At 47.7% G+C, this 16071-nt stretch carries 14 protein-coding genes and 1 pseudogene; 1 reads left to right on the forward strand and 14 read right to left on the reverse strand.

Going from position 1 to position 16071, the window contains the following annotated elements; all coding sequences use genetic code 11:
- Positions 1-20: 20 nt before the first annotated feature.
- The 12 genes and pseudogenes from ACVA58_RS22585 to ACVA58_RS22640 all read right to left on the reverse strand — a co-directional run.
- Positions 21-1178: an SIS domain-containing protein gene (locus ACVA58_RS22585; RefSeq protein ID WP_446512612.1), complete on the reverse strand. Its 1158-nt coding sequence runs from the start codon at positions 1176-1178 to the stop codon at positions 21-23.
- The gene (locus ACVA58_RS22590; protein WP_446512613.1) at positions 1178-2479 is read right to left on the reverse strand and encodes a D-tagatose-bisphosphate aldolase, class II, non-catalytic subunit; all 1302 of its coding nucleotides are present in this window, start codon (positions 2477-2479) and stop codon (positions 1178-1180) included. Before ACVA58_RS22590 ends, ACVA58_RS22585 begins: the two co-directional genes overlap by 1 nt.
- A gap of 8 nt (positions 2480-2487) precedes the next feature.
- Complete coding sequence (agaR, locus tag ACVA58_RS22595) at positions 2488-3264, reverse strand: transcriptional repressor AgaR (RefSeq protein ID WP_446512614.1); 777 nt, start codon at positions 3262-3264, stop codon at positions 2488-2490.
- Positions 3265-3641: 377 nt separating this feature from the next.
- Positions 3642-4409: a transcriptional repressor AgaR gene (gene agaR / locus ACVA58_RS22600; protein WP_446512615.1), complete on the reverse strand. Its 768-nt coding sequence runs from the start codon at positions 4407-4409 to the stop codon at positions 3642-3644.
- A gap of 233 nt (positions 4410-4642) precedes the next feature.
- Positions 4643-4975, reverse strand: coding sequence for a DUF4156 domain-containing protein (locus ACVA58_RS22605; protein WP_446512616.1), 333 nt, complete (start codon positions 4973-4975; stop codon positions 4643-4645).
- Positions 4976-5130: 155 nt separating this feature from the next.
- The gene (locus tag ACVA58_RS22610; RefSeq protein WP_446512617.1) at positions 5131-5859 is read right to left on the reverse strand and encodes a sulfite exporter TauE/SafE family protein; all 729 of its coding nucleotides are present in this window, start codon (positions 5857-5859) and stop codon (positions 5131-5133) included.
- A 180-nt stretch (positions 5860-6039) separates the two neighbouring features.
- Positions 6040-6777 (reverse strand): hypothetical protein, encoded by a 738-nt coding sequence (locus ACVA58_RS22615; RefSeq protein ID WP_446512618.1) that lies wholly within the window; start codon positions 6775-6777, stop codon positions 6040-6042.
- Positions 6778-7010: 233 nt separating this feature from the next.
- Entirely contained in the window at positions 7011-7970 is a 960-nt protein-coding gene (gene yidZ, locus ACVA58_RS22620) for an HTH-type transcriptional regulator YidZ (protein WP_446512619.1), read from the reverse strand.
- Positions 7945-9180 carry an MdtL family multidrug efflux MFS transporter gene (locus ACVA58_RS22625; protein WP_446512620.1) on the reverse strand — a complete coding sequence of 412 codons (1236 nt, stop codon included), beginning with the start codon at positions 9178-9180 and terminating at the stop codon, positions 7945-7947. Before ACVA58_RS22625 ends, yidZ begins: the two co-directional genes overlap by 26 nt.
- Positions 9181-9376: 196 nt before the next feature.
- The gene (locus tag ACVA58_RS22630; RefSeq protein ID WP_446512621.1) at positions 9377-10420 is read right to left on the reverse strand and encodes a permease; all 1044 of its coding nucleotides are present in this window, start codon (positions 10418-10420) and stop codon (positions 9377-9379) included.
- A 255-nt stretch (positions 10421-10675) separates the two neighbouring features.
- Positions 10676-10963 carry a hypothetical protein gene (locus ACVA58_RS22635; RefSeq protein WP_446512622.1) on the reverse strand — a complete coding sequence of 96 codons (288 nt, stop codon included), beginning with the start codon at positions 10961-10963 and terminating at the stop codon, positions 10676-10678.
- 139 nt (positions 10964-11102) lie between these two features.
- Positions 11103-12791 (reverse strand): annotated as a pseudogene (locus tag ACVA58_RS22640) (immunoglobulin-like domain-containing protein); the annotation flags it as partial.
- 553 nt (positions 12792-13344) lie between these two features.
- Between ACVA58_RS22640 and ACVA58_RS22645 the strand changes: the two are divergent.
- Positions 13345-14793, forward strand: coding sequence for a cytochrome-c peroxidase (locus ACVA58_RS22645; RefSeq protein WP_446512623.1), 1449 nt, complete (start codon positions 13345-13347; stop codon positions 14791-14793).
- A gap of 206 nt (positions 14794-14999) precedes the next feature.
- Here the strand turns inward: ACVA58_RS22645 and ACVA58_RS22650 are convergent, their stop codons facing one another.
- Positions 15000-15635, reverse strand: coding sequence for a DUF1190 family protein (locus ACVA58_RS22650; protein WP_446512624.1), 636 nt, complete (start codon positions 15633-15635; stop codon positions 15000-15002).
- Between the two features lie 11 nt (positions 15636-15646).
- Entirely contained in the window at positions 15647-16063 is a 417-nt protein-coding gene (locus tag ACVA58_RS22655) for a DUF350 domain-containing protein (RefSeq protein ID WP_255044786.1), read from the reverse strand.
- Positions 16064-16071 lie beyond the last annotated feature (8 nt).

A 16071-nucleotide genomic window follows, 5' to 3' on the forward strand; every position in this document is an offset into this window, starting at 1 on the left:
TTTTGTTTATCGCTATTGGATTACAGTGAGTACGGGTGAATAGTGACGCCCTGTACGACTCGGTTTACCTCTCCGGTCGGGCATGGGTTATCTGGCCCAAGACCTAGCTGGAGAGATTTTTCAAACGCTAACATTTGGCTGAACACGATGTAGGGGAAGCAAAGCCAGCTGTCAGGAAGTTCAGGTTGCCCAAGCTCGAACACATGCTCGCCATCGCAGCGACTGCCGGTGAGGGCAATGTGGATCCCAACGTGGTTGTCATTCTGGATTTCGTTATAGAGATCCAGATCGTATTGGCGGGTATAGGGGTTATTCGACAGGTATTGGATCACCACGGCCTGCTCGTTGATGGTGAATTTCGGCCCATGGCGAAAGCCCAAAGATGAGTCGAAGGCGGTCATTACTTTGCCCGCGCTCAGTTCAAGTGATTTAAGTGAGGCTTCGCGGGCAACACCTGCCAAGCCGCCACTACCAAGAGTGATTAAGCGTTGGTAAGGCTGGGCTGCGAGTGTTTTGACTGTGTCCTGCCATTCGCTGATTTTGCCTTCACACAGGGTGGCGACCTTGGCGATGTTGGCATTGCGCTGCTCGGGACTTTCACTGCCGAGGATGGAGATAGCCGACATCAACATGCAGCTGAAGCTGGAGGTCATGGCAAAGCTCTGGTCATTTGAACCATCCGGCATATGCAGGCAGAAGGCATTGTCATGGCTGTTGGCATGACGAGACAGCTTGCCGTCCGGGTTGCAGGTCAGAAAGAGGTGGTAGCTGTTCTCGACAAGCTGGTCGACCAACTCGACAGCAGCGACACTTTCAGGGCTATTGCCCGAGCGGGCAAATGACACTACAAGGGTCTTGCTGTTTGGGTCGAGGTATTCTGCTGGGTTAGAGACCAGATCCGTGGTGGGGATAGACGCGACATTAAAGCGGTTGGCCGTTTGGATAAATGGGGCTGCCGCATCACCGACAAAGGCCGATGTTCCTGCGCCGGTTAGGATAATACGCAGCTTGGGATCCGCCAGCAGCGGCTGTAGAAATGCTTGCCAATGAATGGCCTGATTGTCGAGGATCTGGGCCAGATTGCGCCACAGCGCAGGCTGGTGGCTGATTTCCTTGGCGGTGTGAATGCCGTTGTGCTCGGTCAGCCATTGGCTGTTGTAACCCAAGAACGTAGTCATTAGATGTGCTCCTTAATTAAAGCGGAATTGGAGAAACAGGCACGCGCATAGATATCAGTGACTTCCATCACCTTGTGAATCGCTATATCCCTTGGCGAATGGCTCAGGAGCTGTTGTGAAATAGCTTTTGCTTGGTTCGGCAAGTACTGGCTGAGAATCGTCAGGGGGATAGGGTTCTGGGCTAGATTCTCAAACAGTTTCTGCTGTGCCTGTTGTACGTCGGCGTGGCTCCAGTAGTAGCGAATGCGGTCACTAAGACTGTAGGTACAGTCGAGATATTGCTGGTGGCCGCGGCTGTGGTAATGCTGGCGCCAGTAATCGGGTTCTTCGTGCATCACTTGCTCAATGGTGCTGCGCAAGTGGGCAGCTTGTTGTGGGCCCAGCCATTCCAGTTCGGCACGGTCGAGTGCAAACAGTGCTTCGCGAAGGGCAAACGTCAGGGCAGGGCCGACTTTGAGAATGGCAAAGTGATCCTCAACCAATTGGGTGAATGTGTCCGGGGTCTGGTAATCGGTCGAGTGGGCTTCGAAAACCAAGTGCGGCTGGCTTTCAATCATCTTGCTCAGTGGTTTGGCAAGCTCGCGCTGGTAGTGGTGAACCGAGTGGTGGTCAAACTCGACACCGGGCTGTACTACCAAACCAATCACTCGTGGCCAGACATAGCCAAGGCCGATATCGGAAAAGGCTTGATGGTGCGCATTTAGAGTGTCCAGCGCTTGTTCTGGTTGGGTAACGGCCAAGCCGTCGAGTGATTCCAATGCGCCGCCCGGTGTCGGTACTTCGGTTCCAATGACATAGACAGGGGCTTCGCCACCGCATTCTTTCCAGCTTTTCTCGGCAACTTCGCAAAGTTTGGCGGCACGTTTGGCCATAGTCAGCTCACTCAGCGGTAAGCTGTCATCGGCACAAGGCATCGAACAATCGAGGTGGATTTTCTTGAAACCGGCTTTGACATAATCGGCGATCAGTACTTCTGATCGCGCCATTGCTTCACTGGCTGTGAGTGACTGCCAGCTGTTAGGACCCAGGTGGTCACCACCGAGCACGATGTTGCCATGAGGAAAGCCAATGCTGTCGGCGAGCTCAAAGACCCGCTTGGCAAAATCACTCGGCGTCATTCCGGTGTAGCCACCGTATTGATTTACCTGGTTAGAGGTCGCCTCAATCAGCACCAATTGGTTATCTTGTTTGGCTTGGCATAATGCGGCTTCAAGGACCAGTGGGTGGGCTGAGCACACGGAGTAAACGCCAATTGGCTGTCCTTGTTTGTGTGCTGAGATAATGTCGAGTAGTGGTTTCATCTTGAGTCCTAGCAATCTGTTTTATCAGCAATAATCACTTCAACACCGAGCGCCTTTAAGGCAGAGAGAGTCTCTTCGGGGATCTGGCTGTCAGTGATGAGGGTGTCTATCTGCGAGGCGGCGCGGATCATGCAAAAACTTTTGCGGCCAAACTTACTGGAGTCGGTGACTGCAATGATTTGGCGCGACACGTCGCACATCGCCCGGTTGATTTGGGCTTCATGTTGATCGGGCGTGGTGACTCCTGCTTCTAAGTCGAAGCCATCGACGCCGAGAAAGAGTTTATCGAACAGGTAGGCACGCACCTGTGTTTCGCCTTGGTGACCAGTCAGTGAGCAGGAAGATCGGCGCAGGTTGCCACCAACCACATGCAGGTCGATATTGTCGTACCCGCTAAGTTGATAAGCGGTATTGAGCGCATTGGTCATAACGACCAGTTGTTGCTGCTTGGTGAGGTATTGCGGCATTTTGGCGATGGTGGTGCCGGAGTCGAGAATAATGGCCTCGCCATCTTTGACCAAAGCCGCTGCCACTTTGGCGATGCAGTCTTTTTGGTCGCGGTTGATCTGGCCTTTGCGATGCAAGGGTTGGTCGAACGCAAAGTTAGGGTTTAAGGTGGCCCCGCCATAACAGCGTAAAATGCAGCCTTCTTTCTCTAACAGGTTGAGATCGTGACGGATAGTAACGGCAGAAACGTTGAATGTTTCAACGAAATCGTCCACTTTGCCCGCACCGTTTTGACGGATATGCATCATGATTTTTTGTCTGCGTTCGGCACTTGTCATAACACCCTCCAATAACCTTTCATTCTTTTTCGTTTTTCAGCGAAAAATATTTCATTTCCTTTTGATTCTTATTGAAGCACTGGCTTGAAAGAAAAAAGCGAAGGGAGATCACAATGGGGAAGTGAAGGGTTTTTCACCCAAAAACCTTTCGTTTCTCCTAAAGCGAAAGGTTGTGCTTTTCGATGTGGTGGGAATATATACAACAAATCCCTTTGTTCTTGCGGGTTATTCAGTGGTGGAATGAAAGCTGGATTAATATCCAGGTGGGTGATGGTATTTCGAAGTGAATCCTGTTTGAGATCACAAGTTTGATTTTCAGGTCAAAAATATGAACTCAAGGTATAGATATATTATGGGCAAAGGGAATCGACAGGGGGCTAGTCGACGATAATAATCTCTACCCCAAGCAGGGCGAGTTGTTCGACATATTCATCCGGGATGCCGCTGTCGGTGATAAGCACATCGATTTCTTTTGCCTTGGCAATAAGACAGTAGCTTTGTCGATTAAATTTGGATGAGTCGGTTACAGCGATAACTTGCTGGGCAACGTTGATCATGTTGCGGTTGATGGCCGCTTCACCTGAATGAGGAGTCGTGATCCCGGCTTGCTTGTCGAATCCATCGACGCCAAGAAACAATTTATTGAAACGGTAGTGATTTAGCAGACTCTCACCGCAACCGCCATGCAGGGAATAGGAATTTTCCCGCATTTGGCCGCCGGTAACCATGACTTCAATATCGGGCTGGTTCGCTAACTGATAGGCGACGTTGATGCCATTTGTCATCACGATCAGGTTCTTTTTTCCCTCTAGGTTGAGGGCGATTTGCTCTGTCGTCGAGCCAGAATCAATGATGATGGTATCGCCGTCTTCGATCAGTTGCGCTGCCCGTTTGCCCAATAGAGACTTTACCGTGCGGTTGAGTTGCTTCTTGTCATTGAGCGGCCTGTCGAAGGTAAATTGGTTATTGAGGGTCGCACCGCCGTAGCAGCGGGTGACACAGCCTCTCTTCTCGAGGTAATTGAGATCGTTGCGGATGGTAACGGCAGAAACCTTGTAGCGATCAGTGAAATAGGCCACCTCTCCCTTGCCATGCTGCTGGATAAACTCGAGGATTTCTGTTCGGCGCTGGGAAGTTGAAGGCATAGGCTGCTCGTTACCAAGTGACAAGTCGTAAGAACGGTAAATCTGTCCTGTTGGACAGTAAAATGCTTGTATGCCCAATACTGTATAACAAATTTTTATTGATGCAAAATCATGACTTTACAAGGGGGAGATTTTGCGGAATGAAAGCGTATTTCAAAGGTCTTAGGTGATAGAAAAGGGTTAGCCCTACTTTTATATACTAACTTCCACGTAAACTTATTGATCGTAAATAGCTACCGGCAGTCGTAAGCGGTGCCAAGCAAAGAGACCGAAGTGGTGAAGTTGTGCGGAGTCATGATCACCACGGTATCGGCTCCGATCTGATGGGCGTTGTTTTTTAGCTCGTTAACTGCGCCTTGAATCAGTGCGTCATTGCTGTAAAACAGGTAGGAATACCAGTGGCCTTCATTACCAGTGACTTCACCCACCCAGTTGCATTTATCGAGGCTAGGCAGGCTGGTGGTTAACACGCGTACATGAGTGGCTTGCGAAAGCAAATCTTCGCTTGGTGCTGCGCAACCGGCTAACAGCAGACTAACGAAACCTGCCAAGAATATATTTTTCATCGTCTTTTCAAACAGCCTACTGAAGAGGTCACAAATCGGCGCTAGATTATCACCATAATGGCTTTGCACTAAGTGATTTTTTTGTAACGGTTATGCTTAATTTCATTCCTAGCAACCGTGTGCTTTCAAGGACTTCTATGCATGGCATCCAAGCATCAAAGTCCGCTCATTCCTTGATAAATGGCAGTTAACCCACTGGTTAGGCAAAGCAGTAAAGCGAATACTCTGACCATAGCTTGAGGAAGGTTGTTAACGACTTTGTTGGCTAGCCAGTACCCCAATAGACCGGCTGGTAGCAATGGCAAGGTGATCTGAATATGCTCGACGGTGAAGTGGCCGTAGAAATACAGTATCACCAGTGACATGATTGAGGTGATCACAAAGAACGCCGATAAGTTGCCGCGCAGTTTGGCTGCTTCTTCATGTTGCATCAGAAGTGCCATTGGCGGGCCGCCAATGGAAGAGCTAGTACCCATCACGCCTGACAAAAATCCGGCAACCAGCATTCTGTTCGGTGTTGGTTTTAATCTGTAGGGCAAGGCACTGATACCTACAGCAATGAGTACCATGGCACCCAGCCACAAAGAAAGTGTTGCACCAGAAACCACAGTTAATAAGTAACCACCGAGGAGTGAACCAGGCACTCGTCCAATAATCGCTGATTTTAAGCCGCCAATTGAAACATTACTTCGTAACTTGAATGCATTTATCAATGAGATGACAAGCGCAACCAAACAGATTGGGGCGGGAACATAGTGCGGTGAAAGTTGAAACAGTAAAGGTGCAGCGACTATCGCCAAACCAAAGCCTATAGCCGTTTGAACAAAAGAGCCAAGAAAGATAAGGGTGGCAGCGAAAAGAACAGTGGACTCAAAATCAAACATTAATAAACACCAAAAATCTTTTTATAACAGCGATTTAACGCTATGACTGTTGTTTGGCCATAGCATATCATGCAGAGTGGTCCGGCTAGAAGCAGGCTTATTAGGATTTGCACAGAAAAAGGTTTCGGAGAGAAATGTAGTCGGGCTGGTAATGGTATTGGGCAGAGAGGTTGATACCTGTTATCTCTCAGGAAAAATCGAGTAAAATCTGCCATTGATTGAGTCGGAAAGTGTTGCTACTCGAGTTGAAACAGAGCGCCAGCTATCAATACGTGCCAGCAGTAATTCCGTCGTCAATTCATGAAGAAAACTTGGGATGATTGCCAATTGATCACAATAGTTATCACTTTCATCGGTTAATCCAAACTTTTGAGATACTGCCTGTACTAATTGATCACTGTGTTGTTCTTTTAAATACTGCCTGAGGGCATGAAAAAAGACGTGATAGTCCACTTCTACATGGGCATCGCCTTCCCGCCATACCGTAAGCAGTACTTTTCGGTAAGGGACGAGCAGTTCACCGTCTGTGTCTTTATGCGTGTCTAGGTGGCCTTTATCATCTTCAAAATAATCATCTGGCCCGTATTCTGTCGCGTCTTTGGGATTAAACCTTATGGCGAAATGGCCATCATTTCCAATTAGGCTGGTCATCTCTAGGCAGTAATTCGTCAATTCTGTAGGGGAAAAACCTATATAATCAAAAACCTCACAGCACAACTGTCGAATACCGTAATCGCAATTGATAGTGTAAGCGTATTTGAATGCCCCCTGTTTCTGTCCGAACTTAAGCCATTGCTTAAAATCAGCAATCTCACCTAGCTTGGATGAATGGCGAGCGTCGTGGTAAAGCTCGGTTTCGATGTCATTAACTATAACTAAAGTGCTTTCTATAATCTGTTTAACGTTGATAGAAGACATGCTTTAAATTAAGTCCAGATTGAGTGATCAAACAGTGGGGGTGGATTTGGATATATAAGTCTCAGTCTATCAGGTAAGGCTAACACCCGTCCTGTACCCTGATCGTGGAATTTTGCATATAACCGTTTGATTGTCTCTTTCCGGCTGTACTCGTTAGGAGGAAGCTACGGCTGTGCTTAATGGAACCACTGCTTTTGCAGGGATGTAGATGGTTCAAGCCCAAATATCCGATTTTATTCATTAATGCCATACAGTTTTTTTATGGTCTCTTTGAGCCACGCGATTTTTGGATTCTGGCTATTACGCTTATGCCAAATCATGGTGAATGGGATCAGCAAACTGTCCAGTTGCTGTTTATCTAGCGGAATAGGCAGCGCAACCAAATCAGGATGCATTTGCTGGCAATAACGCTGGCAATATTCTGGTGCGGTGGTGATCATCAGGTGTCCCGGTTGGGCGGCCATGAATAAGGATTGCTCGAAGCTTGCCATGGTCAGGGCGACATGGCGAGTAAGCCCTTGCTCCGCCAGTACTTCATCCAATGCCCAGCTTTCGCTTTTCTCCCACACGATATTGATATGCGGGTATTTGAGAAAGGCGTCCATGTTCCATTCCTCTTGCAGTGCCGGGTGATCTTTGCGTAGGTAGATTTGCGGCAAGTCAGAAAACAGCACTTCAAAGTCGATGAAATAAGGCAGTAAATCCAAGGACTCTTTCGATCGAGGGTGGCTCTCCCTACCGGTAAATCCAATATCAGATTCACCACGGGTGATGGACTCCAGCGAGTCATAGTCCCAGTTACTGACCTTCACTTTGGCATCCGGATAGCGCTGGTATATCTGCTGCGAGAGTTCATTGAACATGATCAGCAGCAACGGTGATTCCATAGTGAGGTTGAAGTGAACGCCTTTGGGTGTTTCATCGCCACGCTTGGCCAATAACTGGCTGCCAATTTGTAGCCAGTCGGAGAGATCGTGTGCCATGCTGAGCGCCAACGGGGTCGGTTTGAGGCCCTGTGGGGTTTTGATAAACAGAGGATCATCAAACCACTCTCTCAGCTTGTTGAGGGATTTGCTTACCGTCGGCGGGGTCACATTCAGTTTCTTAGCCGCCTTGGTGACACTCTGCTCCTGCAGCAATAGCTGCAGGGTGAAGAGCAAGTTGAGATCAAGGCGTGCTAGTGATTTCTTCATTGGCTTTACAACAGGTTGGCATCATAGGCATTGATACCAATAATATTAGAGCGGCTGAAAGAACACCACCCAAAGCCAAGATGATAATGAGCATATTGAGTGCCGAGACACCCAGTAGACCCATTAACCAGATATAAAATGCCGATGTACAAACCTGGGCAATTCCAAGGATTGAACTTGCCATACCAGCGCGAAGAGAAAACGGACTCAGAGCTTGGCTCATGGTGACACCGAAACCGATGGAAAAACCTGCACAGATGAGGCCAAAGCCTATCAAGTTGGCAAGCGGATCCAATAGCCCGAGGCTTGAGCCCATCAAGACGGTTGCCGCAGTGGCAAACAGCCCTTGTGAGAACAGCATCAAGCTACGCTGCTTGAATACACCTAGTAGGAAAGGGGCTGAAAATGAAGCGATCATACTGACCAGTGCGGTTAAGGCCATGGTGGTCGAGTACCCGCCACGATCAAAGCCCATTCCTTCCATTACCAGCATTGGTGAGGCATTTACATAAGTCAGAATCGTCGTGACACCGATTGAGGTGATGACAACACGGCTGATGAAAAAGCGCTCTAGAAAAGGTTCGGCAGAATGTTTGGTCGCAGTGGTCTCGTTCAACTGAGAGGTCTTTGGCTGTGGCGTCTTAGCCTTGCTTCGGCGGTTCGCATTGCTTTCTTTTAGAACAAATATCGACAAGAAACAAACCAACACCCCCATGCCTGCCATGGTGGTGAACAGACTTGGCCATGGAAACTTGAGCATGATGAGGTGACCGATCACTGGAGCAATCACAGGCACAATACAAGTGATCCCGTTGAGCATCGAAAGTACCTTGGCGCGGCGTTGATCATCAAGCGTGTCACGGAGGATAGCAAAGGAGACGACATAGCATGATCCAGCGCCGATCCCTTGGGCAAACCGGGCAATCAAAAATGTGGTACTGCTTTCAGCTTGTCCACCCAGTAGGGAGGCAAAAATAAAAATGAATGCACCCGAAATGGCAATGGGCTTGCGGCCGATTGTGTCGGAAAGCTTGCCTGCAAAGAACATGGTGGTTGCCATGCCTGCGAGGTAAATCGAGAATGCAATGTGGAGCTGTGACTCTGTGGCCCCTAAATCTTGGGCGATTTGCGGCAAACCAACCAGATACAAATCAATCGCTGTAGGGTACAGAAGAACGAGTGCAAAACTGCACAAAAGAAACCGGATCATAAAAACCTCTTTGTTGTGTCGCGAGGAGTGTAGTGGGGATCCGGTTGACTCACGAGTTGCCATTTTGACAACAGGTATTTCCATTGGCGACATAGCGAGAAAAATATAAGGGTTTAAATAAAAAGCCGACCTCGTAGAGGCCGGCTTGATGCTGTGCTCGTTATGTTTAGGCTATTGTTTTCGCCTACTATACGGCTTAGCCAAACAGATATGTGTACATGTAACCTGCGCCAATCGCCATACCGAGGATCACTGCGAGGAAGGCGGCAATCATCTGGTTCTTGAAGATAGATTTCAGCAAGATAACCTCAGTCAAACTTGCACCCGCACTACCAATGATCAATGCCATTACTGAACCCATCGCCATGCCTTTTTTAACCAGTGCGGCACTTAGTGGGATCACTGCTTCAGCACGAATGTAGAGTGGGATACCAATCACTGCAGCAACAGGGATCGCATACCACATACCTTCACCAGCGTACTTGGCAATCAAGTCAGTCGGAATAAAGCCGTAGATGAAAGAACCAATTAGAATACCTAGCATCAGGTAAGGAAGTACTTGCTTAAAGTCTTTCCAGGTTGAATGCCAAATGCGTACCCAACGGCTTTCTTCTTTCACTGTCATTACCGCTTCACCGCAGCCATTGACTTCAACATTCACTTCTTCTTTCGTTCCACAGCATGATGTTGCTGGAGCCGCTTGGGTACCACAAGATGACGCTGGCTTAGCCTTTGGTGCAGTATCACTACAGCTACTGCCATAGCTTGAACCTGCATCAGCCATTTGATAAGCCTCTTCGCGGACATAGCGCTCGAAGCCTAGTTTTTCCAATACGTAACCTGCAATGACCGATACAGCCAGAGCCACAGCGAAATAGAACACCGCGACTTTGATCCCGAAGGTCACCACAAACAAGCCGATGATCACTGGGTTAAGCAGTGGGCTGGCAAACAGGAACACCATCATCGGGCCAAAACCTGCACGGGCACGCAGGAGACCTTTTAAGAAAGGAATGGTCGAGCACGAACAGAATGGTGTGATAGAACCTAGCAGGGCTGCAATGAAATAGCCTTTACCGTTGCGTGAGCTCAGGATCGATTGGATCTTCTTGGGGGTCAGGAATTCCTGCAACACGCCGACCAGATAACTAATGACTAAAAATAGAACCGTCAGTTCTGCGGCTAGAAATAGGAACATACCTGCGGCTTCTTTGAACATTGTTACGAATTCAGGACTCATGTTTACTGCCTCATTTGGACATATATTTCGATATGTGTCGAAATATATGCTCGAAGCAGTTTTGTGTCAATTTATTATTTCGGTAAAAATGGAAATAACTTCAAAAAAAGAACGGGGGAACATCAAATAATGAGGTTAAGCTTATGATTATAAATTGATAAATATTAGGTTTAGCTAAACGCTAGCACTGATGAAGTGCTGACTGGTATTTATTGGTTCTTGTTTTGGTTGTGATTGCTTGGGTTGTCCTTGGGCTTATACCTCGCGCTTTTCCCGTAAATCTTGTCTATCGAGTAAGGCGCTGTGGGTCACCTTGGTGCACTTTATTAATTCGTTATGGTTGAGCTGTCGTTTCGCTAGCTCTTGGGATATCGCATCAAATCCACCGCTGTATGTATCGTAGAGTTCATCCGGTGTCTGGAATCCCACGTCATAGCACAGTGTGTAGGTCGAAATGGTTGCAGCCTCAGTCTGTTCGGTATTCAAATTGACTAACAAGATTAGCCCTGCGATTGCTGAAGCAGAAGTGTATTGGATAATCACGAAGCGCCCTAATGCTTGTTAAAAATGAGCGCGAAGCATACAGGCATTGAAAGGCGTGGACTTACCATATTGTGCCAGCAGGGGATCCCACTGGCACTCTTAGATTGTATTTAGATTGTCGAGTCAGTAGTGATTACTGGCAAGATGCAGCACCTTTTTCTTCCCAAACACCCCATTGGCCGGTTGTGCCGGGTTCATCTCCCCTGGTCCACCACTTTGCAAGCCAGAGTTTACCGTTGTGCGTCACTTCATCATTGGCAACATAGGTGGCTGCACCATCCCACGCATTTGGACAGGCCGGTTGGCTGTCGTCATATACCTCCACACTGCGCTGGGTGCTGTGGGTGTCGTTATTGCCATATGTTGCCGTATACGTCAGGCTATATATGCCAACTTTACTGGTATCAACATTGCCAGCTACCGTGGTTTGCGCGGTAATATCACCATCGATAGGGTGGGTAACCGTGACACCGGCCATCGGGTCGAAACTGCTGTTGATGGTAATACGAACATCATTCACACCTTCAAAGACGGGCACTAAATCGTATACCGTTACTTTGCGGGCTTGGTTGGCACTGTTTCCTGCATTATCGCTGACATTGTAGGTTAGGGCGTAATCACCCACGACATTGATATCTACGCTGCCAGTGATTTTGATGCTGGCTGAAATATCGTTGCCATTGAAATCAACAGCAGCAACACCGGTCATAGGATTAAACGCCGTACCTCGAACGACTTGGGTATCGGTTATGCCGGTAAATACAGGTGACTTATCAGGCTCTGGTGGCTGCTGGTTATGGACGTAATTACCGTAGTCTTTGATGAATTTGTCATTGTATGCTTGTCCTGCACTGTTTGTGCCCATGTCCCAGTTGACTGACCAAGTCATGACACCGCGCATGGGTTGACCTTGTGCTTTCAAGCGGTCGAAAGCGGCATACAAGGCGTTAGGATCGTCGACATAGCCGTTGTTGGCCCCATCGATATTAGCCGGGATACCAAAGACCAATTTATCATTGGTAATCGTGGTATATCCACGGGTACCGTTAATCAATGAGTCGGAAATATAATAGATAAACTCTTCTTTTCTTGCGTCATTTTGTGAAAGCCAACCAATATTCCCCTCCACATATACGCCGTCACCACCTTGGTTATAGAACTGCGGGTTAATGAAATCATAGTCGCCTTCTAAGCCCTGAAGATATGGTAGGTATTTACCATTGGCCGTGGTGAGATAAGGGAACTCCGGTGCCATGGTGATCATAAAATTCTTACCTTGGGCGCGGTAGTGATCTTTCACGATACGGAGGGCGGCGGGAATCACCGTTTGGTTATCAGCAGCAGTGATCGCATTTTGCTCAAGGTCGATATCCAACCCATCGAAGCCAAATTTGTCGGTCAGGCGGATTACCTCATCGGCAAAGGCTTGTTCATCACCGGTTTTGAGCTCGACATGCGCATCGGCACCACCGAGCGCCAACAGTACACTCCGCCCTTGGCTGTTCAAGGTGTTGATTTGATCGATGAAAGCCGATTCAGTTAGGCCAATAGCGGGATCAAGCTCGAAGGTTGGGATACGGCCCGCATTAAGATCAAACACTTTCATGAAAGACACATTGACGACATTGTAGTCAGGGTGGACTTCCGTTAAATCAATACACGGGGCCAGTCCGCCGCGGTAACCCGCACCGTCACACCAGTTGTGCCAGTAGCCGACGACGACATTGCTGGTTTGTGCCACCATTTCATTGGCTTGCGCTGAAACGGAAACAGTGACTGTTCCCATGAGCATCGCAGCAGAGAGGAGGGTCAGTGGTATTTGTTTCATGTTCACTCCTTTGATTGTTATTAGATTTACTTGGTCTTGTTTGTTTGGCTTTATAGTTTTATGTGTAAGCTAATTCATACATAAAAAGGATTAAATAATTTTGGACGCAAAAAAAGATCTGGATTCAAAATATTTAATGCAAAATTATGCTTTCTTGATTTAATCTCGATAGGCGTCTAACAATAAATTTTTGCAGATTAAAGTTTCCTGATATTCCACAAAATTATTTCAAACGTTTTTGCTCACTTAGCATTACCAACGCCATGCAGGTAACTATCTATTTATGAGAGAAAAGCTAATTGAACATATGTATTTATTTGTTCATTTTTAATAAATTTATGTAGTGATTTTATCTAAATCTTATTGGCTCTTGTTTCTAACTGTCTGTTGGTGTTGGCTTTTTCTCACTTGTCAGAAACAAGAACAATTTCACTGATTAGGCTTTTAATTAAGTGTTGTTAATGGATTCTCCATTCTCACAAATAATTGGCAGTAATAATAAAATCAGACTGCTCATAAAAATAAAATTAATTAGGCTAGGTTGGAGTGTTGTATGAATACCTCCCGTTATCTTTTGGCTGTTGCATTGATTGCGACAGTTACGGCATGTCGTGAAGACTCTGATGACTCAGGCTCGTTAGAAGCGAGTTCAGTGGGGACTGAAGTTGTTCAGGAGCCTTCAGATACACAACCTTCGCAAGATTCCCCCGCAGATGAGCAACCCAGTGGTGAATCACCAGTACCGCCCCCCTCCAATGGCGATGATGGCCAAGGCAGCGAACCGCCGCCGCCTCCTCCAGAGGCAAAGCTTGATATTGATGGCTTGCCTCTACCTGAGTTATCCGCGAAGCATGATTACGAAGCTTATTTATCGGCACAGCCAGAGTACTATACTCGGATCTCTTCACCGTTTGGTAATGTGGATTCACAAAACAACACCCCGTTTGGCAACAGAGTAACCAATGCTGGTGCAAACCTGGGGCGGGTTATTTTTTACGATGTCCGTTTATCGGCTAATAATTCGGTTTCTTGTGCCTCATGCCATATTCAAAAGCACGGCTTTACTGACCCGAAAACTTTTAGTGACGGTTTTGATGGCGGGAAAACAGGTCGCCATTCCATGAGTTTATCCAATGCGACCTACTACAATAATGGGAAATTCTTTTGGGATGAGCGTGCTGACACCTTGGAAGAGCAAGTATTGATGCCAATTCAGGACGAGGTGGAAATGGGTATGAACCTGTTCGATCTTGAAGTCAAAATGGCAGAAACTAGCTACTACGCTGAACTGTTCAATGACGCATTCGGCGATGAGGCGATTACCAGTGATCGTATCTCCCGTGCACTCGCTCAGTTTATCCGTACCATGGTTACTTACGATTCTAAGTACGATCAGGCATTTACTGTTGGTGAGTGGGATGACCCTGATTTTGCAGCAGTGTTCAGCGAGCAAGAAATGCTGGGACTGAAGCTGTTCTCTGGTTTCCCCGGTACCGAGCGTGATTCGTTGGGCTGTATTGCCTGCCATCAAACCAGTGCTCATTCGATGGATCAAGCCCATGTAAATGGTCTTGATGCGGATACCAGCAGTGATCAAGGGGCGGGAAATGGCTTCTTCAAGTCACCATCACTACGCAATATTGGCGTTGGTGCCCCGTATATGCATGACGGCCGCTTTGAAACTCTGATGGATGTGGTTGAGTTCTACAACAGTGGTATACAGCGTCATCGTATCTTAAGCCCTGATTTAACCAGTAACGGCCAAACTGGGGGGACCCCAATAAGAATGAACTTGAGTCAGCAAGAGAAAGAAGCACTGGTCGCTTTCTTGGAAGCGCTGACGGATGACACATTCTTGACAAACCCGATTTATCACGACCCATTCTTCCCGAATACGGTTGAAGGGCAATTACAAGCCATCATTGATCAAGTGACTGAGCAACAGGACAGTGAACAGCAAGGAAGCGAGCAACCTTCGGATAGCGGTGAGTCATCACCGTAAACGGTATCGCGTTACTTTGCAGTAAGCAAAAAAAACCTGCAACAAGGATGTGCAGGTTGTTATGAAAGGAACAAATTGACGAGATATGAACTTGTCATTGTTAACTACGCGGGAGGCGAGTTTGTAGATCAGATCGTATTGTACTTTTTGATGAGAATTGATTGGCTTCTTTTCAAAAAGTGATGTTGCGATGTGAGATTGGCAGCTTATCCTCCCCATCCTTTACTGCCGCTTGAGGAGCGGCTGCTGCTCCAGCCTGATTTGGCCGAAACGGTCGAACCAAACCCACCACGTGAAATGGTGCGGCTTACCGTTGGTTTGGGTTTCATGTGATCTTTGCTGACCCGTACCTTGGTTTTCTTGTAGGTGCTGCGGCCGTAGTCGTTGCCATCAGCTGTCGTCCAGCGATCATAGAAAATACTGCCCGGATAATAAGAGCGGAACATTGGTTGTGAGTAATAGCCACGATTACTGTCCATCATTCTGGCAAACATGAATCCCGCCATTGCTGGCATAAACCAACTATTACCTTGTGGCTGCACACAGGCGTTGGAACCAAATTCCGCTTCGCAATCGTAGCGGGAATTGTATTTAGGCGCGGTACGAGAGGCTTCCTGTATGGCAAACTGGTAAGCGGCCTGGCACTCCTCCGTGGAATTTGGATTGTCATCGACACAATCATTAAGCGATTCATAGATGACTGCGTCATCTGCACTGTCGCTGCAACCAGAAAGTACGGCGGTGGCCAAAACGGCGGTCATAGGGCCCGTCATGGAGGCTATTGACACCGGGCGCCAGTTTTTCTTCATGCTGGCGAGAACGACGTGTTTACTGCGTTTCATGGCATTCCCCCTTAGTACGTCATACAGGCGGCGTTGAGTAGGCCCACTGATACAGATGTTGCTGCCATGACGATACCTGCGGGTATTTCACCGGCTTCAATACGCTCGACAATCTTTGGCATAAAGCCAAAGCGTAAAATAGCAAAGGCGATTAGCTGGGCAAACAAGGCGACCACACCCCAAATAGCAAAATCGATCAAGTTAACAGAGTTCGTCGCAGCGCCTGCGATAGCTAAGCAGTAGCCGATAATGGAGCCGGATAAACCAATGGCTGCGGCAATATTCTGGTCTTCTTTTACCAGCTTCCACTCATCATGCGGAGTAAAGCGGACGTAGACAAACTTGAATAGCATCAAAAAAGCCAATGACAGCGAAAAATAAAGCAAGAATGCGCCGAGGCCAGCGAGTGAGTTGGTGAGTACTTCCATGTTAATCC

It is taken from the genome of Photobacterium sp. DNB22_13_2, assembly GCF_052873915.1.

Bases quoted from the DNA above. Each gene is read 5' to 3' on its own strand.
- ACVA58_RS22605 (WP_446512616.1), bottom strand. From the start codon at position 4,975: ATGAAAAATATATTCTTGGCAGGTTTCGTTAGTCTGCTGTTAGCCGGT.
- ACVA58_RS22650 (WP_446512624.1), bottom strand. From the start codon at position 15,635: ATGAAACGCAGTAAACACGTCGTTCTCGCCAGCATGAAGAAAAACTGG.
- agaR (WP_446512615.1), bottom strand. From the start codon at position 4,409: ATGCCTTCAACTTCCCAGCGCCGAACAGAAATCCTCGAGTTTATCCAG.
- ACVA58_RS22585 (WP_446512612.1), bottom strand. From the start codon at position 1,178: ATGACTACGTTCTTGGGTTACAACAGCCAATGGCTGACCGAGCACAAC.
- yidZ (WP_446512619.1), bottom strand. From the start codon at position 7,970: ATGAAGAAATCACTAGCACGCCTTGATCTCAACTTGCTCTTCACCCTG.
- ACVA58_RS22615 (WP_446512618.1), bottom strand. From the start codon at position 6,777: ATGTCTTCTATCAACGTTAAACAGATTATAGAAAGCACTTTAGTTATA.
- agaR (WP_446512614.1), bottom strand. From the start codon at position 3,264: ATGACAAGTGCCGAACGCAGACAAAAAATCATGATGCATATCCGTCAA.
- ACVA58_RS22655 (WP_255044786.1), bottom strand. From the start codon at position 16,063: ATGGAAGTACTCACCAACTCACTCGCTGGCCTCGGCGCATTCTTGCTT.
- ACVA58_RS22625 (WP_446512620.1), bottom strand. From the start codon at position 9,180: ATGATCCGGTTTCTTTTGTGCAGTTTTGCACTCGTTCTTCTGTACCCT.
- ACVA58_RS22630 (WP_446512621.1), bottom strand. From the start codon at position 10,420: ATGAGTCCTGAATTCGTAACAATGTTCAAAGAAGCCGCAGGTATGTTC.
- ACVA58_RS22590 (WP_446512613.1), bottom strand. From the start codon at position 2,479: ATGAAACCACTACTCGACATTATCTCAGCACACAAACAAGGACAGCCA.
- ACVA58_RS22645 (WP_446512623.1), top strand. From the start codon at position 13,345: ATGAATACCTCCCGTTATCTTTTGGCTGTTGCATTGATTGCGACAGTT.
- ACVA58_RS22610 (WP_446512617.1), bottom strand. From the start codon at position 5,859: ATGTTTGATTTTGAGTCCACTGTTCTTTTCGCTGCCACCCTTATCTTT.